Below are 23,562 nucleotides of genomic sequence, written 5' to 3'. Positions count from 1 at the left end.
CATGAATATGAGTCAATTAAGAGTTGGTAGTAGACTTCGCTTATGGCCTAAGGATACCTATGCCAAGTATGGTATCGTGCGGGAGATCAATGCCAATTATATCTTGGTTGAATTAACAGAAAAGGATCCCCGTGATCACTGCCGCCACCAAGTGGGAGATATCATTAAACTGCCTTCCAGGGGACTGCAGGTGCTAAATGAAAAAGAATTTAAAGAACGGTATTGTTAACACGTTTTCATTAAGTACACAGCAACTATATTTCAAATATTTCATTTTACCTTCCTATGGTAAAACAAAATAAAGGTAAGAAACGACCTGGTATTGACTTGGAAGAAACTTCACCTTTAAATTTGGCACCCATAGCCAGGTAAAACCCTTTTGCATTTGGGTCAGAATCAATGAGTATGTATTGGAAGTTCAATTCGGCTGCTTTTTTAACTGCATGCAGCCACAATTTTTTACCATATCCACAATTCATTTGGGATGGCTCGATGAATAAAAAGTCAAGAGAGCCTTCCAACCCCTTTCCACTCAAACCATAAAAGCCCAAAACTTCCCCCTTCTCCTCCATAACATATACCTGGGAGCTGGCAATGTAATCCGTCGAAAGAGTAAGTTCACGGCAACATTGTTCCATAAAGGTATCGTCATAACCCCACGTTTTTTTGGATCGCAAGGCAAGGGAACTAAGCTGCTCTGATTCATCGGGTAATGCACATCTTATTTTCAAATCTTCACCTTCACTTGAAATACTCCACTAAAAATATCTTTATAGTTTTAGTAGAGCATTATTGGCGTTCAATTTGTCAAATTAAACAGTGGGTTATTCCTAGGTAAATACTTGGATAACTGTTGATCTATAGGGAAATATACTTATATAAATTTTATTACGTATTTAGGAGGTCATGAAAACATGTCTTTAATTCCTTATGAACCATTCCGTCATCTTGATAACATTAGACGTGAGTTTGATCGTTTCTTTACAACTGAAATCCCTGCTATTAGAACAAGCTTTAGCAACCACTTTGGTAACCCCAACATTGATGTTTACGAAACTGAAAATGAGGTTGTAGCAACCTGTGATATCCCAGGTCTAGAAAAGAAAGAAGACGTAACTATTGACATTGACAACAATTTGCTCCTCATTAGCGGTGCTGTAAACAAAGTTAACGAAATGAAGGAAGAACACCTCCATAGACAAGAACGTTTTTTCGGACGTTTTCAACGTTCTATCAGCCTGCCAACTCGTGTTTCATCAGAAGGTGTTAAAGCCACTTATAAGAATGGTGTCCTTGAGATTCGTATGCCTAAATTTCCATCCGATACTAAAAAAAGAATAGACGTTGATTTTCATTAAACGACTAAGCCTGTGCACAAACAGATCTTGCAATTCCTTAAATCAAGGGATCTTCTAGGAAGTAACATGAAACTATTGAATAAATTATAAAACAAGGGATAACTGTATGCATAAAATACTCAGTTATCCCTTGTGATTTTTTAGTACCCTACGGATGATGATCCGCTCCTTCTTATTATCTTGCGGTCAAGCCAAACTTTTTCATCTTGTTAATCACAGTAGTATGGGAAACACCCAGTGCTTTAGCAGCTTTACGAGCCGTACCATAGGTTTTGAGTGCTAATTGCAATACATCTAACTCAGCCTGGGCCGCAGTTGCTTTTAGGCTGGTAGCAGTCAAAACTTCTTCCATCTGACGTCCCGTTCTGGAGCTAACCAGGCGAGCCTCGTCCAAAACAATATGCTCTTGCCGAATTTCACCGTTCTCTACCAGGTTAATGGCCCTCTCGATGACATTTTCTAATTCCCGTACGTTACCTGTCCAATGATTTTTGGTAAGCATACGCAGAGCCCCGGCAGAAATGCCGGTAATTTTTTTATCCTGGTAGGAATGATATTTTTTCAAAAAATGCTGTACTAAAAAGGGAATATCCTCTGGACGTTCTCGCAGAGGCGGTAAGCGAAGGGGAAAGACATTCAGTCGATAGTATAAATCCTCCCGAAATTGTCCCTGCAACATCATTTCTTCTAAATTGCGGTTGGTGGCAGCTATGACTCTTACATTAACCGGGGTTTCATGACGATCGCCAATTCGCCTTACCTTACCATCTTGCAGAACACGAAGTAACTTTGCCTGCAGGTGAGGTGAAAGCTCACCTATCTCATCCAGAAACAAGGTTCCTTCATGGGCAAATTCAAACAGTCCCTGCTTTCCTCCCTTTTTAGCTCCGGTAAAAGCACCGTCAGCATAACCAAATAATTCACTTTCCAGCAGGGAATCGGGTAAGGCAGCGCAGTTCAAAGGGACAAAGGGCTTGTGCCGCCGCATACTTTCCATATGGATAGCCCTGGCAAACAACTCTTTACCAGTGCCACTTTCACCACGGATCACCACCGTGGAATCGCTCTTAGCCACCCGCCGGGCCATCATTAAAACCTTTTCCAAAACTTCGCTGCCATAAATTATATCCTCAAAAGTAAACATTGAGGGTTTGGTTACAGAATACACTAAATCTCGAACCTGGTTCATATCCTTAAGGGCAGATACCATACCAATGATCCTACCCGACTCGTCTTTTACCGGGCGACCAGTACTTAAATAATGATGCCTGCCCCGGGTAGTTGTAATGATTATTTCTTTGTTATCGTAGCCTTCGCCATTTTCCAAGCTTTTGATCATGGGAATATCCATTGAAATTACTTCTGCCACATCACGTCCTATGGCCTGCTCTGCAGATAGTAAAAGAATTTTTTCGCAGGCCGGGTTAAATACGGTGATCCGCCTTTTGTGGTCCACAGCAATAATACCATCGCTGACAGAATCGAGTACGGCTTTTAGCTGTCTTTCTCGCTCTTCATAGGGCATTACTTCAATTGTCTCTACTTGCTTTACGCCGGCGATACTTCTAAGTTCCCCGAGCAGTGCCAGCTCTTCCCTCTGGCCCAATGCCTCTATCTCCAGAAACATATGATTCGGTAAGACCTGCAGGGAAACGATGTTAATATTCTTTGGCGAAACCACCTGGGATACATCGTAGACAATCCCCACCCGATCATGAAACTCAATCCGCAGGCGTAAAGTTTCCAAGAGCACCACCCCTTCTGTCATTATTCTTAGATTCGACACCTGTATAAATGCATCCTGCTAGCGAAAAATATTCCACCGGGAAATTGACATTCCAACTAGTAAAGCATATACTAAAAATAGATATGATAATGATTTTCATTAATGATTGCAGTAACAAATAAAGAGCTTTTACTAGCTAATACAGACAAGGAAATTGAACTTTGCTTTGCTAATTTATTGATAACGATTTTCATATTCAAAAGGAGTGTATTTCTGATGACATTAGATCGTATTAAAAGAGGCCAAAGCTTTAAGATAAGCCATATTTTGAACGATACCGTGCGCTCTCAGGCTATTCGTTTCGGCATTGCCGAAGGAGAATGGCTCACCTGCGAAGAGGTAGTGCCTGCTGGTCCCATCGTAATCCGCAAAAACCGTCAGCAAATTGCATTGGGTCGCCAATTAGCTAAAGAAATTAACATTAGCCTTAATTAAACCTGATTAACTTTGACTGACTAGCTAAGGAGTGACCTTATGTCTCACTGTCATGGATGTAGTATTCAAATAAATATTCCCGAAGGAGCCCGGCGAATTGTTCTGGCTGGTAACCCCAATGCCGGAAAGTCTGTATTTTTCAATTATCTCACTGGTATGTATGTAGATGTTTCCAATTATCCCGGGACCACCCTGGAAATATCCCATGGTCGTTATAAAGGAGATGTTGTTATCGACACTCCCGGGGTTTACGGCATTTCTTCTTTTAATGATGAAGAAAGAGTGGCGCGGGATGTTATCCTCTCGGCAGATATGGTGATTAATGTCGTCAATGCAGTTTATTTGGAACGGGATTTATTTCTCACCCAACAAATTATTGATACCGGGGTGCCAGTATTGGTGGCCCTGAACATGGTGGATGAAGCAGCTAGACAAGGCCTTCATGTAGACCATCAGTTGTTAAGCCAGCTTCTAGGTGTTCCGGTAATCCCCACGGTAGCCGTTAAAAAACAGGGGTTAGAAGAGGTCAAGCAACAGCTCTGGCAATCCCGCCGGGGTCATGCCGATGAACTTTTACAGCAAGAATTAGACAAGCTACTAAGCAAGGTGAGCAATCCAGGAGAGGCCCTGCTTATTTTAGAAGGAGACGCCGCCGTAGCGGAAAGACATGGTCTACAGCCTTTGGATCGGCGGGAAGAAATTTACCTACAGCGTCGCCAAAGAGTAAACCAGCTGGTAGGGCAAGTTGTAAAGGATAGTAGTAAAACCGCCTCCTTGACCAATAGCCTTAGCCGCATGATGATAAAACCCCTGACAGGGATACCTATCCTGCTGCTGGCTCTTTATGCTATGTATCAAATTATTGGTGTATTTGTAGCAGGGACTGTGGTAGGCTTAACGGAAGAAACGATCATGATTGGTCATTTTGAACCAGCCATCAGAAGTTTGGTGGGTAGTTTTATCAGTGAAGAAAGTATTCCAGGAACCATCTTAATTGGCGAGTTTGGCGTTTTAACCATGACCTTCACCTATGTATTTGGCCTTTTGATGCCCCTGGTGATGGGTTTTTACTTCTTCCTCTCACTGTTTGAGGACTCCGGTTATTTACCCCGTCTAGCTACCTTAGTAGACCGTCTACTAACCAGCATTGGTCTGAACGGGCGGGCTGTGATACCTTTAATTTTAGGTCTCGGTTGTGTAACAATGGCTACCATTACGACTCGTTTGCTAGGTTCTGAAAGGGAGAGGCGAATCGCCATTTTCCTCTTGGGTTTAACCATTCCTTGCTCTGCCCAATTAGGTGTCATTGCCGGTATGCTGGCAGCGGTGGGACCAGAATTTGTGGCCCTCTATACGCTGGTCATTCTGTCTGTGTTGGTGGTGACAGGAACTCTAATGAACACACTGCTGTCCGGGCAATCTTCGAACCTATTAATTGACCTGCCTCCCTTGCGGTTTCCAAGGCTGCCTAATGTGCTAACCAAAACCGGTATTAAATCTTACCAGTTTCTTAAAGAGGCTTTCCCCCTCTTTGCCCTGGGTGCTCTGATCATTAGTGTCTTTCAAGTAAGCGGTATCCTTACACTATTACAAAATTCCTTGGCTCCCCTTACAGTAGGTTGGTTGGGGTTACCAAAAGAAGCCGCTACTGCTTTTATTATGGGACTTATCCGCCGGGATTTCGGTGCCGCAGGTTTGGCAGACATGCCTTTAACATCGATCCAAACAGTAGTTTCTTTGACCACCATTACTCTCTTTGTCCCTTGCATCGCTTCTATCCTGGTTATGTTTAAGGAGCGCACCAAAAAAGAAGCTGCTATCATGTGGCTGAGCACCTGGGTAATTGCCTTCTTCATCGGAGGTATTGTAGCTCAGTTGTCTCAATGGCTGGGAGTTTCCACTCCCCTTGAAGTCGTTTCGGTAATAGGCGCTGTTTTAGCGTTAGCAGCCATCACAGTCCTGTCTGCTCGTTTTCTTAAAAAATCTCAGCTGCCCCGAAGTTCAAGATCAAAGGAAGTTGCCTAATGAAAGCACTGGAGAAAACTTCTTGCGACCATAGGAAAACTTGTCCTCGTTGTCATTGCCCTGTTGATATGCTGACACTGGTTTGTCCCAGATGCCGGGAACCCATTCCTAGCAGTTGTTCCGGTAATTGTTCGAAATGCGGGCAAACCAAGGATAAAAAATAATATAGCCGTATTAAAAAGGGACTTCTTCTTAGAAAAACTAAGGAAAAGTCCCTTTCGCTTACTTATAACCTTTAGCCAATAACAATATTTGCAAGGTATGGTGTTATCCATTATTTTCCTTAGGTTCTTGGGCCAACACGCTTTTGATAGCCTCGGTAATTTCCTCATATCCTGTACAGCGGCATAGGTTTGACTGTAGCCATTCCCGGATCGTTTCATCCCCGGCATCAGGATGAATTACTGATAGGGCATGGCAGTTCATAATGAAACCAGAAGTACAATAACCACACTGAAAGGCAAATTTATCTATAAAAGCTCGCTGAATGGGAGAATCTTTAAGACCTTCAATGGTTGTAATTTCATGACCAAGAGCCTCCACTGCCAGCATTAGGCAGGATTTTATCGGCTGTCCGTCAATCAGTACCGTACAAGCTCCGCAATCACCATTTTTGCAACTTGGTTTGCTCCCGGTTAATCCTAGCTGTTCTCTAAGGACATGGAGAAGGGTGTCAGCAGGTCTCGCCATCACTAACCTCTTTTCCCCGTTAACAGCAAGCTCTATTAAATCCATTTTGACCAAGTTAACCATCCCTAGCCCTCCAGCCTTTTTACGATATCGGAAAGCATATTTTTCAAAACAAATTCGCGGTAATCAGCGGACCCTTCCATATCGTTAATAATCTCTGCTGGAAGTTTTTCTGCCACTTGATGAATTTTTTCGTCCCAGGGAAGACTGGGGTTATTCAGGAATGACTCCACTTCTGTTGATCTGAAAGGAAAACTGCATACGCCACTGAAGGCGAAGTTAATCTGGTTCTTCTTTTTTAGTGCAGCAATAGACACCACAGGATAGCCTATTCGATCCTGGGGATAATGAACAAGGCCATCCATAGTCTGTTTCGTGCTGGTAAAAGGTACTCTTGTTACTTCCTGATCGATCACCAGCTGCACTACAATCTCGCCTGGCTCTAGAAGCAGTGTCTGGTGAAATACCTGATTTAGTCCAACCTTTTTTAGCCCCTGCTTACCCCATATAATAATTTCACTATCACTGACAAGGAGTGCTAGCACCGCTTCACGGTAAGGTATTCTCGAACAAATATTGCCCCCCAGAGTAATTTTATTTCGCATTGTATGGTCAGCAACCCGCCCACTGCACCAGCTTAAGAGAGGAAACACATTTGATTCCTGGATTTGACTTAAGGTTTTTGCCGCCCCAATTACTAACTTACCGTTTTTCTGCTCTAACATGTTACATTCCGCAATTTTCTTAATATCAATGACAGCCCGGGGAAAAAGTTGATAAAGTCTGGAAAAACTGATTATTTCCGTACCGCCAGCATAATACATAGGTTCTTTCCCCTGGGCTGCTAATTCAGCAAAGAGTCCTCCAGCCTCTGCTAAAGAGGAGGGTTGATAATAGGCAAAATCAAAGGGAATCATCTAGCTTCCCCCTTTTGGCTTGCCAAATAGTTTCCGGCGTCAATGGGGTTTGATTCAATTCAACCTGGGCAGCAGTGGTAAGAGCGTTGGCAAGGGCTGCCGGTATACCGATAATTCCATGTTCGGCAATACCACGTAAACCATAGGGAGCAACAATAAGAGGCGTTTCAACGAAGTCTACTAAATAAGTAGGATTTTCTCCAAACCGCATCAGATGATAGGTCCTTAATTGAGGATTTTTTCTCTCTCCTCCCTCACCATATAGACAACTCTCCCTACTGCCATAGCCCAACCCCATACACATCCCCCCTGTAATGGTACCTCGGGCCCCTTTAGGATTGAGCACTTTACCGGCATCAATCACAGTTGCTGCCTTTAGTATCTTATAGGTGTAATTTTGCGTATCAAACTCCACCTCCACTGCCTGTGCTCCAACAGTCCAGGCCGGACCAAGTTTACCTTTCCCAGTATCCTTATCCATATGTACTAGATGGTGCATAATAAAACTTCCCCGCCCGATGACCTGTCCCCCGATGGAATTGCCCTCGGGATATTCGTAACCATTACCGATTTCGTTAATCTCAATATAAATTTCCGGGTCCTCTTTTAAATAGACTTTACCACCACCAACCTCAAGGACTTCCGGGGGACACCGGAGAACTATGCTGGCAATACTCCTAAGTTGTTCTACTAAATCCTCAGCTGCATCTAAAACGGCATTACCAACCATGAAATTCGTCATACTGGCCACCGTTTTCCAATGGCTTGGGCTGATCCCGGTATTAACATCCATCACTACATGAATCTTATTTACATCCATGCTTAACTTCTCAGCGAGAATTTGGGCCAGACTGGTTTTAGAACCAGAGCCGATTTCCACCGTACCAACATTTAAATTTAATGTACCATCTTCATTAATGGTGATAATGGCACCGGAAGTAGCATCAGGTGGGCTACTGGAAGTTTTCCAGAGACAGCTGATACCTTTGGCTACCACTTTGTTGCTGCCGGTTTCTCTCCTTACTCCTTCCTGCCAGTTCATCATGCTTTTTATTTTGGTCAGGCAAGCAGGTAAATTTCCGATGCTACTTTTATTTAACCGAACCATGGTAGGTGTGGTATCTTCAGATTTTAGGGCATTTTTTAATCTCAGTTCTAAAGGGTCAATACCCAAGGCAAAGGCCAATTTATCCATTGTCCTTTCAATGGCGAAAACATAGGATAACCTGCCAAAACCCCTGAATGCTGTAACATAGGTGTGGTTCGTATAGACACCATAAGCATCACACCAAACATGATCAATGTGATAAGGGCCTGTACAATCCGCCGCCATAGCACGGGTCATCTGGGAACCAGAATCAACATAGGCACCAACATCTACCTCCAGAGTAATTTCCAGGGCTTTCATTGTGCCATCTCTGGTAGCACCAATTTTTACCCGGGCCTCAAGTCCCAAATGGCCGGGTGAACTGGTCATGTCCTGTTCCCTTGATTCAATAAGTTTTACTGCCCTACCGTGGACTGCCTGGGAGGCAAGGTAAGCAATTATTTCCAATTGGACGTTGGTTTTCCCGCCAAATCCGCCTCCCACCAGGGGGGTGTTAACAATAACCTGAGTATCAGCAAGGTTAAAACAACGACAAAGTATTTTTCGGACATCAAAGGGTGCCTGGGTAGAAGCATGGATGATCACCTGACCATCTGCTTTAATCTCAGCAATAGCGTTTCTGGGTTCCATAGCAATATGATTGGACTGGGGCAGGGAGAAGTTTGATTCTACGATGACTTCGCTTTGTCTCCAACCCTCTGGCAAATCTCCCTTGCGGATCTTAACGTGCTGGGCAATATTGGTACCTGCTTTAGAAAATATTTCATTTGGCTTTACTTGTTTATAAAACGCTACATTTTCATGTACCAGCGGTGCCCCCTCTTTTAAAGCAGATGCAAGAGAATTAACTACCGGCAAAGGATTATACTCAACTTTTACCTTACCGGCTGCTTCTTTGGCTACTGCTTCACTGTTGGCAATGACAACAGCAAGGGGTTCGCCAAAATATCTGACCTTTTCCTTGGCCAGTGGTGGATGATCCTCAATAACCGGCCCGCAAAGTAGATGATAGGAATCCCCGGTGATAACTGCCTGAACCCCAACAACCTTGAATGCTTCCGAAGTGTCAATAGACTTAATTTCTGCATGTGCATATAGGCTTGTTACCAGCCAGGCATAAAGCAATTTGGGGGAAAGGTAATCTGTATTGTATATTGCCAAACCAGTCACCTTGTCTTGCGATTCCTTTCTGGGGACACTGACACCAATACCAACTTTTTGCAAGAAACTCCCTCCCATTATTGCCGGATCAACGTTATTTTTTAAGGACCCCATCCAGATTTTGATTATAATCCGTTTTCAAAACAAAGGTCTTACAACAGGATTCATCAGCTTTTCCTGCAGGTGTTTCTTTTATCTGAGTTGCATAGGGAGCATCAATCATATCTGACAGGTTCTGGGCCATTGTATCTGAAGTAATTAAAATTTCCGTAGCCTTACACTGGTTTCCCTTACTCCAATAATGGCAGTTACTGATACTGCAACAAATAGTATAGGTCATATAGCTCTTCTCCTATGAAGTATTTAATAGTTAGGCAACAATTTTTTGTATTATTTACCAAAGGGACTAGGAAAATTCACTTCTTCTAAAAAAATATTGTGGGAAACCCACACATGACATATCTGGCAAGCCTTTATATTCTCGGGAGTCTGCCATTAAATCATGGCAGAGTAGCTTACCCTGCACAGCCCTCAAGATATTTTCTAGTAGTTACTTACATAAGAAACCTCTTATTGCTAAAAAACCCAAAGACAGCAGGTTTCCCTACTGTCTTTGGGTTGTCCGTTTTTAACAGTTTAGTCTCAAATGATGGGATGATTTTGAGCGGTTTGACTGCTCTCATTGGTTAAGTCAATATGAATCACTTTATTTCTACCGGAATTTTTGGCTTGGTAAAGTCCCTCATCCGCTACCCTGAGAAGTTTTTCTGCCACCCGTTGGATCGGTTCATCCCGTGAGGGAATAAGGGTAGCTGCACCAATACTAACTGTTATCTGGATTTTGTTATTTTTTGCATCAAAGAGGAAAGTACTCACTGCTTGCCGGATTCGTTCTGCAATTTCCTTTGCCTGCTTACCATTGACAAAGGGAATAACAACAATAAATTCTTCTCCGCCAAAACGCCCCACTACATCGCTCCCACGTTTGCAATAGCAAAGTAGATCAGCAAATTCCTTCAGCACTACATCTCCGGCGGCATGTCCGAAGGTATCATTGACTCTTTTAAAACGATCTAAATCCAAGCTTAGAACAGAAACACTCTTTTGCAAAGAACCACCTAAATGAATCAGTCGATACAGTTCTTGATTAATATATCTTCTATTATATAATCCAGTCAATTCGTCAGTAATTGAGATTCTGGCCAACTTATCTTTTTCTTTATGGAGATGTTCTGCATCCAACTCTAACTGTTGTATTAGGTGATTTAACTGGTTATTTTTCTCCAACAAGCTGTTAGACATATGATTAATTGACTTGGCCAGTTCTTGGAATTCCTTGTTGGCTCGGAGATCGATAATAGATCTAAAATTCCCCTCTGCAATGTGGTTGACTTCATTTGCCAAACGTTCCAAGGGTTGGCTCAAGCGCCGGGAGTAAAACATGGCGTATAGAATAAATAAGCCAACAATCGCAACGGATGCAGCAGCTACTTTTAGGTAGGTTTCCAATCCGTACTCCAGCAGCGCCGTATGGTATTCCTTTTCCACCACCAAGCCCATTTGTATTTCCGGCAGCCAGCGATAAACACCAAATACCTTTCTATCGAGATAATTTTTATAGATAGACTGACCGCTGATACCTTTAGAGATCCGTTCAATTGGATCTTTTTTCATCTCTAGCTTTAATGCCGTGGCCTGCTGAGCAAATTTAGATTGGCTAATCATCAATCCTTTTTCGTTAACTAAATAGGATTCCCCGTGATTGCCTGGGAAATTTTGCTCTACCAATTTGGTGATAACCTCAATATGGACAGTACCAATTAATACGCCAACAATTTTATTTTTGCTTTTAACAGGAGTGGCAAAAACCAGCACAGGGTTATTTTTATGACGGCTAATTAGCAATTCACTGACATAGGTTTTTCCTTTCATTGCTTGTTGGAAATATTCCCGGTCAGTAACTGAAATGCTTTTTCCTATCCCTTGATTTGTCGGTTCAACCTGAACTACACCCTTCGGATTAACTAATACCAGTGCCCGAAAGTTTGAGTCCATTTTTAAAGCATTACGCAATAAACCTGTCGTAGCTTGATATTCCACAGTATCTAACAAATCATTTTGGGCTAAACCCTCAATAAAATTTTTGCGGCCAATAACCCAATTATCAATAGCCTTTTCCTGGGCATCAGACAGATACTCCAGTGTATTAAAGGTCGATTGTTCCACTACTTGCTTAGTTTGGACAAAACTAAAGAAACCTACCACCAAAGCAGGCACGATAATAAACACCAAAAAACAGCAGAGCATAGAATTACGTATGGGCTGATTGTAAATCAACTTTTCCAACATTGGTATTACACCTCTTAAAGTACCTGTCAATTTATTATACCATTGTATACGAACTTGAAGGAAGAATTGATCGAGTTTTGGCAATAAATGCTGCAAAAAACTAAGTCTCTGCCTTAGACATATCTATAGAATACATATCGGCAGAAACTTAGTTTTTCTTTTGCACAAAAAAGGACTGCAGAGCAGTCCCTTAGCTGATTACCTTTTTTCTTTACATTCTCCACAGTAGCCATAAATCTTTAGTTCGTGGTCGGTAACTATAAAATTATAGTCTATACCTACTTGTTTCTCTAGATCTTCTAACAAATCTTCATTTATCTCGGTAATTTTGCCACAGGAAAGACAAATGGCGTGATGGTGGTGGTGCCCGTCGGCATTATCTCCGTACTCGTAGCGCTTACGCCCATCACCAAAATCAACACTATGAATAATTTCGTGTTCCAAGAAAAGTTCTAATGTTCGATAAACGGTTGCTAAGCCCACATCTGGTGCTTTTTTTTTCACTAGTGAATAGACATCTTCTGCACTGAGGTGTTGATCTTTACTCTCCAGCAAGACTTCCAGGATTTGTTGTCGCTGGGTTGTTAATTTATAATCCTTAGCCTTGAGCTTGTCTGCAATCTCGTTAACAATTTTTTTCACCCCAACACCCCCGCAACTTTTTTCCAGTATATTACTTTCTACGAGGGGTGTCAATTAGGTTATTTTTTGCAAATAATCAGCATATTGACGACGTCTGGCTTGTCTTTGCCGACGGATTTTTAGTAAACGTCTGCGCCGTCTCAACCAAAGCAAAAATAAAAACGGCGGCAACCCCCAGGATAGTATTGGCTTAAAAACGGCAAACCAATCACGTTGTACATCCTCTGCCGCCACTAAATTTATTGCGGCCACGGGTCGTTCTCCATCTTTTAAAACAACTTTGCCCAATATTTGTCCCTTAACCACTGGTGCTAAAATCTCTTCCTGAGGCTCAAAATTAATTTGTAAATCACTAGCCCCCTGTTTAGGAAAGGTGTGGAAGTAGTTTTCACTGGCCACCAAATTAACGGAGGTTTTGCCATATTTGACAGGCAAATTAGTCATTACTTTACCGGCATAAACCAATTGGCGGTTTTGGAAATTGTTAAAACCATAATCCAATAGGATCTTGGCATCGGTCCAAAGGTTGTTTCCTTCGGTGCGTAGTACTACGGCAATTAATTCTCTGCCATCCCGCTCTGCAGATGCAATAATACATTGTCCAGCCTCCACGGTATAGCCGGTTTTTAATCCCGTAGCACCCTGGTATCCAAATACCTTGCTCCAAAGCAATTTGTTATGGTTAAATAGATATTTTTGTGCTTCAGGGTCTGTTCTGGGAATTTCATGGTGAACGGTGGTGACAATTTGTCGCAGTTCTTTGTTCCTCATAGCCTCTCGTCCGATGAGAGCCATATCGTAGGCTGTGGAGTAATGGTCTTTATTGGGCATCCCATGTGGGTTGGTAAAATGGGTGTTTTTGGCCCCCAGTTGCTTCGCTCTTTCATTGGAGATTTTGGCAAACTCTTCTACAGAACCTGACACATGCTCCGCAATGGCCACACCGGCATCATTGGCGGAATTTAGCATCAAGGCATACAACAGTTCTTCCAAAGTAAGTTTTTCACCCTCGGCCAACCAGATGGAGGTCCCCCCCGCATGAATAGGATTGGCCCCGATGGTTACTACATCACTAGCTTTTGCCTTTTCCAAGGCTACCAAAGCAGTTAATACTTTGGTGGTACTGGCAGGGTACATCTTTTTATGTGCATCTTTCCCATAAAGCAGCATCCCGGTCTGAGCATCAATGAGAGCCGCTGCTTCACCCATCACCTGAGGTTCTTCCGCCTCGGCTTGGGGAGGCAGAGCAACTAACAACATTACAGAAAGTAACAGATAGACAAGTCTTTTACGCACAACATCACCTTGTAAGCAATTATATTCAATGAGCGCTTGCGCATTCTGTGTGATCGCGCCACGCGCTCGTTTGTCAAACTCCACCAAGGGCGTTTATCACTTCTCACCCCTTACACTGAATCCCAACATAGCAACCATTGCTAGTAAAATAGTACCGGCCAACATCATAAGTGGAAAAGCTGAAGATAAGTTGTTGCTAAAGAAGTGTAGCAATTGATTAATGACTCCCCCAATGAAAAAGGCAATGCAAATGACTCCTACCCAAATGGCAGTGCCTTCTTTCCAACCCCGCTCTTTATAGATTACCATAGCCGAGGCAATACAGGGAACAAATAATGTAATCGTAGTGAGAGCCACTAGCTTTTGTACATCTCCCATGGGAAAAGAGAACAAGCCCGCAGTACCAAATTCCCTCCGAATAACTCCCATGATAAAACCACTAGCTGCTTCTTTGGGCAATCCCAACCAATACACCGTCAGAGGCTTCAAAGCATTCTCGATTTTGCCTAAAGAACCGGAAATATCCAATAAACCTAGACACAGGGTTCCCAAGGCAAATAATGGGGCTGCTTCTTTAATAAATTCAGAGCTTTTACCCCAACTCTTTTTCAAGACATTCGATATTCGTGGCAATCTTAACGGAGGTAAATCAATCCAAAGAGAGGAAGATTGACCCGGTATCAACCTATTTAATAGGGTACCACCAATAACAAACACACTAATAATGATCAGTGCATAAACCACAGCAAAATCTGCTCCTAAGCCAGCTAACATACTAGCAATAATCGCTAACTGAGCGGAGCAGGGAATCGTTAACGCTAAAATAATGGTAGCAATGCGCCGCTCTCTATCAGTAGCCAGCAAGCGGGTGGACATCAATGCCATGGTAACACAACCAAAGCCTAACACCAAGGGAATTACAGCTTGACCATTTAAGCCAAAGGACATTAACACCCGGTCCAGCAGGGTAGCAATTCTCGGCAGGTACCCGGTATCCTCCAAGACAGCCAGCACCAGGTTAAACCCCAACACCAGTGGAAACAACAGACCAAATAAATAAGTCACTGTCATGGTGATCACACCAAAATGGCCCACCAAAATTTGACTTACCGTAGAATCCGGAGAGACAAAATGGCCCACCACTGCCCTAACAGTAGGCTCGTAGTACTGCCCCATTAAGACCTCTTCGGTAAAACCTACCACCGTCTGAGCCACAAAAACACCAATTAACAGGTAAAGTCCCCACAGTGTTAAAGCTAGCAAGGGGATACCCGTAATGGGCTGAATCATCCAGCGTCCCAGAACGGCGTTCCAGACCTCTTGCCTGCTAGTTTCCCTTACAGACAGGGCAATCACTTCATTGATAAAGCGCCGTCTGGCTCCATAAATCTGTTCCCGGTATACTCCTGGCGCCAGACCATTTCTGGCTGCCACAAGCGAGTCACCTTCCAAAATTAAAAGTTTTTCCGAACGCGCTATATGAGTGGGGAGTTCTGCCAACTTTTCCTCTACTAAAGGAAGCACCCGACCCACTTTGGCCTGGCAGATAGCTTCTTTTAGCTTATCCATCCCCTTACCATCCACGGCCACCGTGGACAAGACTGGTACACCCAACAGTTCCCTTAATGCCTTAAGATCTACCTTAATACCCTGCTGCAAAGCCTCGTCCATCATATTCAAAACCACCAGCACAGGGAGTCCGGTATCAATAAGCTGCTGTGTCAAGAATAAATCCCGCTCCAGGTGAACAGCATCAACGATATTAACCAAAATATCTCCATGCAAAACAATATCCCGGGTAATCTTCTCCTCCTCATTAAAGGAGGAGATGCCGTAAATACCCGGGGTATCTGTGATTGCATCATCGCCGCAGCGTCCGCATATGACATTGGAGGTGGTACCGGGGAAATTCGCCACATCAACATATCGCCCGGTTAAATAATTAAAAAACACGGATTTTCCCACATTGGGATTTCCCACCAGCACAATGTTTTTGCCGGTAATACAACCCCGATGAGAATTTTTATGTTCCATGCTGTTACCTCTTGAATTTTTATTGGTAAGTAGTATATTAAATAACTAGCAAACAGTCAATGGTTATAAGTTAATTGGTTGAACGGCTATGCTTTTGGCTAGTTGCCGTCCAATGGCAATTTGTTGCTTAAACATACCTAGCACCACTGGCCCTGCCGGGACAACCTCTTCGCAGGTAATAATAGTGCCTTCAGCAATCCCAAAACGAATGGCCTGAGCCCTTACCACATCATCGGGAATACTTGTAATTTTTAGTTTTTGTCCCCTCGTGCATTTGTCCAGTGTCATGACAATCCCCCCAAAGATAATGGTTCTCAGTGTCAAACCAATTATATATTGGCTTTGTTACTATGCGCAAGAGATTTTTGTTTAAATTATGCTTTAGAGGGGACAATAGGTGCAAAAGGAGAATCAAAATGAGTGAAATAAATATAGCAGGTTTGACCGTAGCGTCTTTGTCCGAGGAACAATTGGCAACTCTTAATAGTACGCAAGCACAACTTAATCAAATGGCTACTACTGATAAAGAAATTTATTTATTGGCAGTTACTCAGGACAAGGTGTAATTAATTGTTAGTTGTCAGCCTATAGCTTATGAAACTGTAGCAGCTAAGAGGGAGGCTTGCCGCCTCCCTCTTACTCTATAGTTTACTCTGGACAGTATTCCAGAAGTCTTGATCTTCAAAGCCCATGCGCCACATGCCCACACCGGCTAGATTGTAGGATTTTACCAGACCTAATTTAATACCCAAACTATATTTGTTTTCAAACCACACCTCATGTTTTTCGGTACCCTTCCAATAATAAAAATAGGGTGTAGAACTGGCATTGTCCCAACGCACTTGGGCACCGGTGCTTTGAATTATTTGGTTAACTGAATTCCATTTTACAGCGCTACACTTAGCAGCAGACCAATCATAACCGTAAGCTGCCAAACCCAGTAAAATCTTTTGAGAAGGCATTTGGCTTACCGCATAGTCTAAAACATTTTGCACCCAGGGAAGAGACGCAATAGCACCCGCTTTTCCACCAAACCAGTGTTCATCATAGGTCATCAGCATTACATAATCGCATACACTACCTAATTCTTTGTAGTCGTAAGCGCCAGACCAATTATCATTGGGTAAATCACTGGTCTTGGCCGGTACTGCTGCGGTAAGCAGGTAGTTGCCGGATTTCAGGAGTCCTTTTAATTCCCAGAGGAATTTACTATAATCCCCTCTGTTCCAAGCAGGAACGGCTTCCATGTCAATATTTACCCCGGCATAGCCATATTTTTTAACTAACGAAACAATATTTTGTGCCAATTGCCAACGTTTTTGTGGATTGCTAAGAACTGCTGAAGCAGAGGCGGAATCCATTCCGTTTTGCATGTTATGTACAACTAATAGGGGTTTAACTCCCTTCTGATGGGCTAGCTTGATTCCCTCGTCAGGTGAGTAATCAACAATTAATCCACCGTTGGCATCCATGCGAGCCGAAAAAGTAGCGACATAATCCAGATGCTTGTAATAATTGTTCAAGGAATTATAGGAGAGATTGTCTATATACCAATCTTTCGTATAATAGCCCAGAACGATCGGCTCTTTTTGTGCGGCATCCGCCGGAGCAGGCAGCAACACAAATACTGTAGTTACAAGGTACAGGATCAGGAAACTCCAGGTTGTCCAACGCTTTTTCGTCATAACTCCTCCTGCAGATTCATTTATTAAGGACCTAAGCCCTTTATAAATGATACCAGGAATTGTTTTCATCAGTGAAGACCAATATTTTTACCATTGTTGTTAATAATTGATATAAGAAAATTTATTTGGTAAAAATCCGATTTCTGACTATTACCTTTTTACAAGGATTTGTCTACAACCATAGAGAATATATAATCTTTATAAATGCAACTTAGGAAAGTAACAAGTGCCCGGATAGACTGACGAATTCAAGGCAGTGAAGAGTTCAGTTAGATAAATAACTCACTACAAGAGCGCAGCGTAGATTTGTTGGATTATCTTACAGATTTTTACTAGTTTTAAATATTTTTAGGAGTGAAAAGTTTGTCGGAAATATATTACTGGTTATATTTAAATAAGATACTGTTTGCCCCACTATCTGCTTTTTTAATTGCCCAACTCACCAAGGGCTTGCTGGATACCCTGAAAAGTCGCACATGGCAATGGCAAAGATTTTTTGAAGCAGGAGGCATGCCGAGTTCCCATTCGGCTATGGTAACCGCCTTAGCAACAGCCGCTGGCCTGATGTATGGTTGGTCTTCTTCGTTATTCACTATTACGGCTATCTTTTCTATCATTGTTATGTATGATGCCATGGGAGTGCGTCGAGCTGCGGGTATCCATGCCAAAATCCTTAATCAAATTATGGAGGAAATGGGACGACAGGACGGTAAACAAAATGTCAGCGCCTTACGGGAACTTATTGGTCATACACCGTCTGAAGTGGCAGTCGGAGCGATCCTGGGAATTATCATGGCTGCGGTAGTGTTCTAAGGAGAAGATTTCATTTGTTTAAGACCCTGAATATAACCTTACGGGAATTTATTTTTATTCTTTTACTGTTTGTTGCCGAACTTAGCAGAAGTGCCTTTTTCCTTACCTTCTGGCCGCTATATGCGGCTGATATTTTGCACTTTTCCACTGCCCTGGCAGGAGCGATGGTTTCTGCCCATTACTTATCGGAGACCCTTTATAAAACCTTTGCCGGGTACCAACTGGATCGCTTTGGACGCCCTGTTTTAGCATTTGGTTTGTTGATCAGCTTATTGTCTCTGGTTGGGCTTTATCAACAACCAACGGGATGGCTTACAGTTCTATTAGCAGCGATCTTTGGACTGGGCTTTGCTCCAGTTTGGTTAGCAGTCATTAGTAATGTTGCCCCGGTAGATCACCCCAAGCGAGCAACCAAAATAGGTCTTGTTTTTTCTGCCTGGTTGTTAGGTGCTGGGGCAGGGCCGGTGGGAGTTACTTTTTTACTTCCCCTTGGCTATGAGCAAACCTTCTTGTTGTTAATTCTGCTTTGGGGTGTTGCGTTAGTCATAGGATTATCCATTCCCTTTAGTGCCAAGACTAGCTCTACTAGCATTTCTATTTCCCAGCAGCTAAAAAAACTAGCCTCGGATAAAATGGTGATCAAGGTTTTACTGCCGGGTATGTTTCTACAAACGATGGCTGCCAGCTTATTATTACCGATTCTACCTCTGTATGCCACAAAAACATTGGGTCTTACTTCGGAACAATACGGTTTACTGCTTACGGCAGGTGGTGCAGCAGCGGTACTTTGTCTGGTACCTATGGGCAAGTTGGTAGATCGTCTGTCTTTAAAAAAGGTTTTGACTACAGGATTCTGCTTAAGCGCATTTTTTCTCTGTATGCTACCTTTCGCAAGTGATTTGCGGTCTCTATTCGCTATCGTTATGCTGGTGGGTTGCTCCTATGCCCTCATCTTACCTGCCTGGAATACTCTGTTGGCCAGGGCTATTCCAGCCGAACACCAAGCCACTGGCTGGGGGATTTTTACTACCCTAGAGGGGCTCGGCATTGCTACCGGTCCACTGCTGGGGGGGGCTATTGCCAACTGGCTTCATCCAGTGGGAGCCATTTATTTGAGTGCAGCTATTCTGGCAGGTATGGGCATCTTTTACCTTTGCTACTCTTTTGAAGGATTCTATAATACCAGGAGTGATAAAAAATGTGGTTAGACATTTTCAAGCTCGCTGGCCTACTCTTGTTTATTTACGCGTTATTACCGACTTTTTTGGCACGCTATCTCAGGCTGGGGGTTTTCTCCAAAGGAAATAAAAACTCTGGCTTGGTAGCATTAACCTTTGATGATGGTCCAGACCCCCATTACACTGCCCAGGTTTTGGATATTTTAAAATACCATCAGGCCAAAGCCAGCTTTTTTCTAGTAGGTCAATACGCTAAAAAACACCCTGAGTTAGTCAAGCAAATAAAAGCCGCTGGCCATACCATAGGAAGCCACGGCGAAGCCCACCGCTTCTGCTGGCTACAGGGACCCTTTGCTTCCTGGCGGGAAATTCGACAGGGTCTAACCAGTATAGGGGACATCATCGGTGAAAAATGTCATTTTTACCGCCCCTCCTGGGGAATATTTAACCTATTCACTCTGCTCTATCTCTGGTCTCATCAACAAGCCACGGTGCTCTGGTCTTTTATGAGTTGGGATTGGTATGCTAAATTTAACTCGCCCCGCATTGTGGAATTGGTTACTCGAAACATAAAATCAGGCTCAATTATTGTTTTTCACGATCGCAGTACTGGCCCTGGTGCTGCAACAGAAGGCCCCCGCCATATGGTAGAAGCTCTGCCCCAAATTTTGCAGCACCTCAAGGCCCAGGGGTTACAGCCCGTTACTTTGGAGGAACTTCTACAGCACCGTGAAGTGGGTTTTGTGAAGAAACTCCTGCAACATCTCTGGCAAATTTGGGAACTTTGCTTTGATCGGCTAGCAGGCTTAAAACCGATGGGAGAGGGAGATAATCAGCTGTTTCGCCTAGCTATCCGGAATTACCGGGGTGATGAAATGAGGTTATCAGACGGTACGCTGTTAACCTCAGGGGATAAGATAGTGGAACTGCACTTTAATAATGAGTTGCTGCAGCGTATAAATTCCACCGCCCGTTCTTTAGAATTGGTAGGCATTAGATTATTGCGAGAAACCCGACACGCCTTACCCCTGCTGGCCAAGCTTATTTCTTCGGACCCTCATTATCAGGAAATTAAGGCTCTTGTCGGTGTCACAATAATTCACCGGGGTACTAAACAATTAGGATTTTCCGTTTACGACCTCCCTCCCCTGCTCCGTTCGCTGGTGACCTGGTATCAGCGCTGGTTAATGTTTCTACTCCACCCTGGCGGTCTCTCGCATATAAGACGCCAGTGGCATAAATTAGTGCCTAAAAAGGTGGTTATCTCTAAAAATGAACTTCTACAACGTTACTTATTAGAAGGTATCTCTTGGCCCGACAACGGAAACACCAGTCCGGCTAAGGGGAGTATCAACGCCCGGTAATCGGGGCCATGTTTTTGGATAAGTAACTTTGCCGCACTTTCCCAATTTCGTACATTTTTTAGAAGTGGTACTTGCTGATCTGTAGCTGCCAACTCGGATACAAGGATCACTTCTTTTCTTTGGAGAATTTTACAAAGAACGTAGGCTTTATGGGCCCCCAAGCGAAACCCCTTGGCTTCAAAGCGTTCCACTATTTCTGCAGGATTTTTAGCCGCCAGCATCCACTCTTCAAAGAGAGGTTCCCCCATGCCCTCCTGACATTTTGCCAATAAAACGATCGTTCCTCCCTCTCTTAGAAAACGCCCCCCATTAACCAAGGCCTTGACAGCTTGGTAAAGGTTAGCATCTCTGGGGTAGCCCCCACCACCAACAATTACCACTTCTGCCGGTTCCGGTAAAGGTAACTGATATAATTGCCTGCAACTCTCGCAGCCAGCCCGCCAGGCTGCTTCGGGATGGCCCGCAAAGGATTGGGTAATTTGATTTTGAGAGTTTAGAATCACATTAATGCTAAAATCAACCCCAGACAATTGCAAAGCCTCAAGCATTTGTTGTGAGATAGGATTATTTCTCACTTTTCCGGGCCCTACTTGAATATGCTTCATAAGACTGTGGTTTTCTTCGATGGTTTTTCTGCCAGCTACTCCAGGTAGAATCATTTTGGGCCCACCAGAGAAACCGGCCAGGTTATGGGGCATGATGCAACTGGTAATAATTAAGAGCCCTGCAGCGGCTACGTCTGCATTGATCTGCAGTTCTACTCCTCCGGTTAAATTTCCCAAAACCTTGAGATTGGTATCACAATTGTGATTTTCAAAAAAGTATTGATCTACCAGTGAACCAAATACTTCTCGATTTTCCGCCGCTTTATTCGGGCGATGGGCACCGGTGGCAATGATAAATTTTAACTCCTCACCGGAAATTCCACCCTTTTTCAGTTCTTGGATAACGGGTGGCAGTAATTCTTGGTAGGGAATGGGGCGGGAAACATCGGTCACCAAAATGATAACTGACCCTTTCCTTTTTTGCTGAACTAGCTCTTGCAGGGTCAAGCTTTTGATAGGGTTACTTAGCGACCTTTCAATAACTCCTTTTGAGTGGACAGTTGAACTTATCGTAGGGTTAATATAGTCTGCAACATTTTCTTCCTTTAGGTTAATGATTAGTTGCTCTTTGCCATAGGGTACTAAAAATTGCATAGTGCACCTCCAGCTTTAGTTTGCCCAAATTTTTTCTTTCATCTGTGCTATTTTATTCTCTTACTCGGTTAGAAAAACTTGTCTTGTTTACTTGCCTGTGACCTTACAGGTTATGACCTTTAAGGTACGATCCTTATGCATATCGGAAAGTATAAAACTTTCCGATATGCCAAAAAAATAAGCAGGACACAATATCCTGCTTTATCCTGCTCTCTTCATTTACTTTATCTCACTGGGTCTCTCGGCTGTCTTTACTTCTAATTTGATGGTTTTTCCATGCCGAAATATCTCAACTCCTATACCTACTCCTATTTTCTTTTTCTGTAAGATTGCGATTAGATCATCCGGCGATGCAACCTTACTCCCATCGATTGCTAAAACAATATCCCCTTCTTTCATGCCCGCCTTTTCCGCTGGGCCACCGGGTACAACTCCGTAAATTACAGCTCCCTCAGAACCTTCGTAACCGAGGAAGTTAGCAATATCTGAAGTTACAGGTTGAATTTGTACACCTATCCAAGGACGTGCCACTTTACCCTTTTGGATAAGTTCATCCATCACTTGTTTTACTGTGCTGGTTGGAATAGCAAAACCAATACCCTGGGCCTGAGCATTAATGGCTGTATTAATACCGATTACCTCACCATTAAGATTTAATAAGGGGCCTCCGCTATTGCCAGGGTTAATAGAAGCATCGGTCTGCAGTAAATGTTCAAAGGTTCGGCCATTAATCTCCAAGGGGCGTTCCTTGGCACTAATAACTCCAATGGTTACCGTATCTTCTAGGCCAAAGGGGCTGCCGATGGCAATTACCCAATTACCTACCCGAATTTTATTGGAGTCTCCTAAAGGTAAAGTAGGGAAATCTTTCCCTTCAATTTTTAACACAGCGAGGTCCAAAGAGGGATCTGATCCTATCAGTTTTGCCACGTAAGGCTTTTTGTGATTCTTGATTAGAACGCTAACTTGTCGGGCCCCCTCAACTACGTGTGAATTTGTTAGAATATAGCCGTCCTTTGATACTAAAAATCCAGAGCCTAAGCCATTTTCATATTGGGGTTCCGCTCTCATACCAAAAAACTGACGAAATAGTGGATCATTAAAATATGGGTTGTTCTGAAACCCACCAACTTCTACTACAGTAGTAATTTTGACTACAGCAGGGCTGGCCTGTTCTACAATATTGGCAATGCTATCAGGACCAACACCTGGTAAATTAGCATTTGCACCCCCGCTTTGTTGTTGCTCGGTACTCTTTTGCTGTGGTTCAATATCTTTGATCAGTGAACAGCCTGATGCCAACATAAATGCTGATAAAACTGTTAAAATTACCATCAAACGTCCAATCTTATGCCACCTTTTCATTCTATCATCCTCCGTATCTACTAGTATTACCTTAGTTTATTCTTGAAAAACTCATGATCTTCCACCAAGTCTTTAAACGCCGGCGGAAACTTAGTTTGCCCTTATGCATGTCGGGAAATTTTATACTTTCCGATATGCTAAAGAAAAACACCCTGGT

At 43.2% G+C, this 23,562-nt stretch carries 22 protein-coding genes; 8 read left to right on the top strand and 14 right to left on the bottom strand.

The window, feature by feature from the left end; genetic code table 11:
* Positions 1 to 7 precede the first annotated feature (7 nt).
* The gene (locus tag BUA78_RS05935; protein WP_072911881.1) at positions 8 to 229 is read left to right on the top strand and encodes a hypothetical protein; all 222 of its coding nucleotides are present in this window, start codon (positions 8 to 10) and stop codon (positions 227 to 229) included.
* Positions 230 to 275: 46 nt separating this feature from the next.
* On the opposite strand, the gene BUA78_RS05930 is transcribed toward BUA78_RS05935, so the two are convergent.
* Positions 276 to 638, bottom strand: coding sequence for a GNAT family N-acetyltransferase (locus BUA78_RS05930; protein WP_207650487.1), 363 nt, complete (start codon positions 636 to 638; stop codon positions 276 to 278).
* 276 nt (positions 639 to 914) lie between these two features.
* Between BUA78_RS05930 and BUA78_RS05925 the strand changes: the two genes are divergently transcribed.
* On the top strand, positions 915 to 1,358 hold the full coding sequence (locus BUA78_RS05925) for an Hsp20/alpha crystallin family protein (RefSeq protein ID WP_072911876.1): 444 nt from the start codon (positions 915 to 917) through the stop codon (positions 1,356 to 1,358).
* Positions 1,359 to 1,533: 175 nt separating this feature from the next.
* Here BUA78_RS05925 and BUA78_RS05920 read toward each other — a convergent pair whose 3' ends face one another.
* The gene (locus tag BUA78_RS05920) at positions 1,534 to 3,144 is read right to left on the bottom strand and encodes a sigma 54-interacting transcriptional regulator (protein WP_238456737.1); all 1,611 of its coding nucleotides are present in this window, start codon (positions 3,142 to 3,144) and stop codon (positions 1,534 to 1,536) included.
* Between the two features lie 216 nt (positions 3,145 to 3,360).
* Here BUA78_RS05920 and BUA78_RS05915 point away from each other — a divergent pair, with 216 nt between their 5' ends.
* Positions 3,361 to 3,579: a FeoA family protein gene (locus BUA78_RS05915; protein ID WP_072911874.1), complete on the top strand. Its 219-nt coding sequence runs from the start codon at positions 3,361 to 3,363 to the stop codon at positions 3,577 to 3,579.
* A gap of 39 nt (positions 3,580 to 3,618) precedes the next feature.
* Positions 3,619 to 5,604, top strand: coding sequence for a ferrous iron transport protein B (gene feoB, locus BUA78_RS05910; RefSeq protein WP_072911872.1), 1,986 nt, complete (start codon positions 3,619 to 3,621; stop codon positions 5,602 to 5,604).
* A 267-nt stretch (positions 5,605 to 5,871) separates the two neighbouring features.
* Here feoB (BUA78_RS05910) and BUA78_RS05905 read toward each other — a convergent pair whose 3' ends face one another.
* From BUA78_RS05905 to BUA78_RS05865, 9 genes are all read right to left on the bottom strand, one after another.
* Complete coding sequence (locus tag BUA78_RS05905; RefSeq protein ID WP_072911869.1) at positions 5,872 to 6,357, bottom strand: (2Fe-2S)-binding protein; 486 nt, start codon at positions 6,355 to 6,357, stop codon at positions 5,872 to 5,874.
* Between the two features lie 2 nt (positions 6,358 to 6,359).
* Complete coding sequence (locus tag BUA78_RS05900; protein ID WP_072911867.1) at positions 6,360 to 7,211, bottom strand: FAD binding domain-containing protein; 852 nt, start codon at positions 7,209 to 7,211, stop codon at positions 6,360 to 6,362.
* Positions 7,198 to 9,558: a xanthine dehydrogenase family protein molybdopterin-binding subunit gene (locus tag BUA78_RS05895; RefSeq protein WP_072911865.1), complete on the bottom strand. Its 2,361-nt coding sequence runs from the start codon at positions 9,556 to 9,558 to the stop codon at positions 7,198 to 7,200. Before BUA78_RS05895 ends, BUA78_RS05900 begins: the two co-directional genes overlap by 14 nt.
* A 16-nt stretch (positions 9,559 to 9,574) precedes the next feature.
* Complete coding sequence (locus BUA78_RS05890) at positions 9,575 to 9,820, bottom strand: DUF1540 domain-containing protein (protein WP_072911863.1); 246 nt, start codon at positions 9,818 to 9,820, stop codon at positions 9,575 to 9,577.
* A gap of 302 nt (positions 9,821 to 10,122) precedes the next feature.
* On the bottom strand, positions 10,123 to 11,829 hold the full coding sequence (locus tag BUA78_RS05885; RefSeq protein ID WP_072911860.1) for a sensor domain-containing diguanylate cyclase: 1,707 nt from the start codon (positions 11,827 to 11,829) through the stop codon (positions 10,123 to 10,125).
* 198 nt (positions 11,830 to 12,027) lie between these two features.
* Positions 12,028 to 12,471 (bottom strand): Fur family transcriptional regulator, encoded by a 444-nt coding sequence (locus BUA78_RS05880; protein ID WP_072911858.1) that lies wholly within the window; start codon positions 12,469 to 12,471, stop codon positions 12,028 to 12,030.
* Positions 12,472 to 12,525: 54 nt separating this feature from the next.
* Positions 12,526 to 13,767, bottom strand: a complete 1,242-nt coding sequence (locus BUA78_RS05875) for a D-alanyl-D-alanine carboxypeptidase family protein (RefSeq protein WP_175548977.1) — start codon at positions 13,765 to 13,767, stop codon at positions 12,526 to 12,528.
* Between the two features lie 96 nt (positions 13,768 to 13,863).
* The gene (feoB, locus tag BUA78_RS05870) at positions 13,864 to 15,801 is read right to left on the bottom strand and encodes a ferrous iron transport protein B (protein WP_072911855.1); all 1,938 of its coding nucleotides are present in this window, start codon (positions 15,799 to 15,801) and stop codon (positions 13,864 to 13,866) included.
* A gap of 63 nt (positions 15,802 to 15,864) precedes the next feature.
* A complete protein-coding gene (locus BUA78_RS05865; protein ID WP_072911853.1) occupies positions 15,865 to 16,089 on the bottom strand; it encodes a FeoA family protein in 225 nt (74 codons plus the stop codon).
* Between the two features lie 128 nt (positions 16,090 to 16,217).
* Between BUA78_RS05865 and BUA78_RS20160 the strand changes: the two genes are divergently transcribed.
* A complete protein-coding gene (locus BUA78_RS20160) occupies positions 16,218 to 16,367 on the top strand; it encodes a hypothetical protein (RefSeq protein WP_175548976.1) in 150 nt (49 codons plus the stop codon).
* 75 nt (positions 16,368 to 16,442) lie between these two features.
* Here BUA78_RS20160 and BUA78_RS05860 read toward each other — a convergent pair whose 3' ends face one another.
* Positions 16,443 to 17,486: a glycosyl hydrolase family 18 protein gene (locus tag BUA78_RS05860; RefSeq protein ID WP_072911851.1), complete on the bottom strand. Its 1,044-nt coding sequence runs from the start codon at positions 17,484 to 17,486 to the stop codon at positions 16,443 to 16,445.
* Positions 17,487 to 17,849: 363 nt separating this feature from the next.
* Here BUA78_RS05860 and BUA78_RS05855 point away from each other — a divergent pair, with 363 nt between their 5' ends.
* Genes BUA78_RS05855 through BUA78_RS05845 form a run of 3 tightly spaced genes read left to right on the top strand, consistent with a single transcriptional unit; the run spans position 17,850 to position 20,841 of the window.
* Positions 17,850 to 18,299, top strand: coding sequence for a divergent PAP2 family protein (locus BUA78_RS05855; RefSeq protein WP_072911849.1), 450 nt, complete (start codon positions 17,850 to 17,852; stop codon positions 18,297 to 18,299).
* A gap of 14 nt (positions 18,300 to 18,313) precedes the next feature.
* Positions 18,314 to 19,507 carry an MFS transporter gene (locus BUA78_RS05850; RefSeq protein WP_072911847.1) on the top strand — a complete coding sequence of 398 codons (1,194 nt, stop codon included), beginning with the start codon at positions 18,314 to 18,316 and terminating at the stop codon, positions 19,505 to 19,507.
* Positions 19,498 to 20,841, top strand: a complete 1,344-nt coding sequence (locus BUA78_RS05845) for a polysaccharide deacetylase family protein (RefSeq protein WP_072911845.1) — start codon at positions 19,498 to 19,500, stop codon at positions 20,839 to 20,841. Before BUA78_RS05850 ends, BUA78_RS05845 begins: the two co-directional genes overlap by 10 nt.
* Here BUA78_RS05845 and BUA78_RS05840 read toward each other — a convergent pair.
* The gene (locus tag BUA78_RS05840; RefSeq protein WP_072911842.1) at positions 20,766 to 22,040 is read right to left on the bottom strand and encodes a nickel-dependent lactate racemase family protein; all 1,275 of its coding nucleotides are present in this window, start codon (positions 22,038 to 22,040) and stop codon (positions 20,766 to 20,768) included. The two genes, BUA78_RS05845 and BUA78_RS05840, sit on opposite strands and share 76 nt — an antisense overlap.
* A 219-nt stretch (positions 22,041 to 22,259) precedes the next feature.
* Positions 22,260 to 23,405: a S1C family serine protease gene (locus BUA78_RS05835; RefSeq protein WP_072911839.1), complete on the bottom strand. Its 1,146-nt coding sequence runs from the start codon at positions 23,403 to 23,405 to the stop codon at positions 22,260 to 22,262.
* Between the last annotated feature and the right edge of the window lie 157 nt (positions 23,406 to 23,562).

The organism is Desulforamulus aeronauticus DSM 10349 (genome assembly GCF_900142375.1).
In the GTDB taxonomy this organism is placed as follows: Bacteria; Bacillota; Desulfotomaculia; order Desulfotomaculales; family Desulfotomaculaceae; genus Desulfotomaculum; species Desulfotomaculum aeronauticum.
The sequence above is the reverse complement of the archived record's forward strand: the minus strand, read 5'-3'. Positions and strand labels throughout refer to the sequence as shown.

Excerpts from the sequence above, each read along its gene's own strand:
- BUA78_RS05905 (WP_072911869.1), bottom strand. The coding sequence starts at position 6,357 with ATGGTTAACTTGGTCAAAATGGATTTAATAGAGCTTGCTGTTAACGGG.
- BUA78_RS05915 (WP_072911874.1), top strand. The coding sequence starts at position 3,361 with ATGACATTAGATCGTATTAAAAGAGGCCAAAGCTTTAAGATAAGCCAT.
- BUA78_RS05835 (WP_072911839.1), bottom strand. The coding sequence starts at position 23,405 with ATGAAAAGGTGGCATAAGATTGGACGTTTGATGGTAATTTTAACAGTT.
- BUA78_RS05895 (WP_072911865.1), bottom strand. The coding sequence starts at position 9,558 with ATGGGAGGGAGTTTCTTGCAAAAAGTTGGTATTGGTGTCAGTGTCCCC.
- feoB (WP_072911855.1), bottom strand. The coding sequence starts at position 15,801 with ATGGAACATAAAAATTCTCATCGGGGTTGTATTACCGGCAAAAACATT.
- BUA78_RS20160 (WP_175548976.1), top strand. The coding sequence starts at position 16,218 with ATGAGTGAAATAAATATAGCAGGTTTGACCGTAGCGTCTTTGTCCGAG.
- BUA78_RS05860 (WP_072911851.1), bottom strand. The coding sequence starts at position 17,486 with ATGACGAAAAAGCGTTGGACAACCTGGAGTTTCCTGATCCTGTACCTT.
- BUA78_RS05925 (WP_072911876.1), top strand. The coding sequence starts at position 915 with ATGTCTTTAATTCCTTATGAACCATTCCGTCATCTTGATAACATTAGA.
- BUA78_RS05885 (WP_072911860.1), bottom strand. The coding sequence starts at position 11,829 with ATGTTGGAAAAGTTGATTTACAATCAGCCCATACGTAATTCTATGCTC.
- feoB (WP_072911872.1), top strand. The coding sequence starts at position 3,619 with ATGTCTCACTGTCATGGATGTAGTATTCAAATAAATATTCCCGAAGGA.
- BUA78_RS05840 (WP_072911842.1), bottom strand. The coding sequence starts at position 22,040 with ATGCAATTTTTAGTACCCTATGGCAAAGAGCAACTAATCATTAACCTA.
- BUA78_RS05900 (WP_072911867.1), bottom strand. The coding sequence starts at position 7,211 with ATGATTCCCTTTGATTTTGCCTATTATCAACCCTCCTCTTTAGCAGAG.
- BUA78_RS05865 (WP_072911853.1), bottom strand. The coding sequence starts at position 16,089 with ATGACACTGGACAAATGCACGAGGGGACAAAAACTAAAAATTACAAGT.
- BUA78_RS05935 (WP_072911881.1), top strand. The coding sequence starts at position 8 with ATGAGTCAATTAAGAGTTGGTAGTAGACTTCGCTTATGGCCTAAGGAT.
- BUA78_RS05930 (WP_207650487.1), bottom strand. The coding sequence starts at position 638 with ATGGAACAATGTTGCCGTGAACTTACTCTTTCGACGGATTACATTGCC.
- BUA78_RS05845 (WP_072911845.1), top strand. The coding sequence starts at position 19,498 with ATGTGGTTAGACATTTTCAAGCTCGCTGGCCTACTCTTGTTTATTTAC.
- BUA78_RS05890 (WP_072911863.1), bottom strand. The coding sequence starts at position 9,820 with ATGACCTATACTATTTGTTGCAGTATCAGTAACTGCCATTATTGGAGT.